We start from the raw sequence: 1,372 nt of genomic DNA on the forward strand, positions 1-1,372 counted from the left end.
AAGTAGAATGTACTTTCAATATCACAATGTATAATATTATTTTTCAACTTTTTCTTTTTGCTTAATTTAATTATTAGTAATATTAATAAAACTGTTATTAATAATAGTACTATAAATAGAGCAATGAGTACTACAACTGTGATAGTAGAAGAAGTATAATAATCACTTATTATAGAACTAAATAAATACGTAATTAAAGTAAATATAAATATTAAAAGAGCAGGTATAATTGTCTTCAAATATATTGGAGTAATTGGAGAAGTTTTATTTATGTAATATAAATATTCCCGAAAGCTTATTCTATTATCAATTGGGTTAAACTCAAATTTCATACTATTAAACCTTCCTTACCTTTATATATTTTTCAATATCTTTAATTACTTCTTCACTTTCAGCATCAAAGAATTTTAAATAAATAAAATCACCTGGCATTCCAGTAATATTGTAATGAAAAAGTAAATTGTTTTTATCTACAACTACTTTACTTACTGCCTTCCATTTAATATGTCTTAATATATAATCATTTTTAATAGTAATCCCTTCTTTATCAAATGAAATATTAACTGCATCATCAGGTACAATATTCAATATCTTTTTAATCTCATTCTTATAAGATATAAAAAAAATTAAAAACTCTAGGATGATCATAATAACAAATGCAAATACGAAGAAAAACATCTTTGTTTTAAAAGCTATTGTTAAATATGAATACGATAATACAAACATCAAGAGATTAATTATACCAATAAGAATTAAACTACCTTTTAGTAGATTTTTACTAATATGATTTCTATAAGCTATTTCAAATTCATCATTATTAACCAATTTGTATGTGTACATTAAATTCCTCCTTTAGACTAATAAAATTAAATTATATTATATTATGGTAAGTTAAGAAGCGATTTAATTTGTTAATAAATAAATCTTTATTCTCTCTATTATGAAAAGCTTTTTCTGGAATATATGCAATTATGCTAATATCATTAGTTACAAAATAACTATTATTATACTTAGTTAAGGCTAAGTTTTCATTCCAATTTGAACCTATCAATATATTATCCTTTAAATTGTATATTCCAGACTCATTAATATATATTCTATATCCATTACTATCTTTTTCATTAGAAGTAATGATTTTTCTAAATAAGTTTTTTATAGCTTTAGGTATTATGAAAAAATTAACTATTATAAGTAATACCACTAAGATTAAGAGAATACTGATAATTTTAAAATTCAAAACATGCAGTAATAAATAAAATGAAAAAAATCCTACAATTTCAATAAATATTATAGGAAAAAGAATTCTCAAGAGTTTACTTTTTACCCCTTTGTGAAAAAGTGAATAATTAATTATTTCTTTAATATCTTCATT

3 protein-coding genes are annotated in these 1,372 nt (G+C 21.2%); all 3 read right to left on the reverse strand.

What is annotated here, in order from left to right:
* Window positions 1-332 (reverse strand): hypothetical protein (locus QK892_RS18360; RefSeq protein ID WP_317274992.1); only part of this gene is annotated, 332 nt, incomplete at its 3' end.
* Window positions 333-336: 4 nt separating this feature from the next.
* Window positions 337-840 (reverse strand): hypothetical protein, encoded by a 504-nt coding sequence (locus tag QK892_RS18365; protein ID WP_317274993.1) that lies wholly within the window; start codon window positions 838-840, stop codon window positions 337-339.
* A gap of 31 nt (window positions 841-871) precedes the next feature.
* The coding region (locus QK892_RS18370) for a hypothetical protein (protein ID WP_317274994.1) at window positions 872-1,372 on the reverse strand (501 nt) is incomplete at its 5' end.

The organism is Clostridium lamae (genome assembly GCF_033043255.1).
GTDB lineage: Bacteria > Bacillota > Clostridia > Clostridiales > Clostridiaceae > Clostridium > Clostridium lamae.

What these genes read in the sequence shown, in the direction of transcription:
- QK892_RS18365 (WP_317274993.1), bottom strand. Translation starts at nt 840, where the DNA reads ATGTACACATACAAATTGGTTAATAATGATGAATTTGAAATAGCTTAT.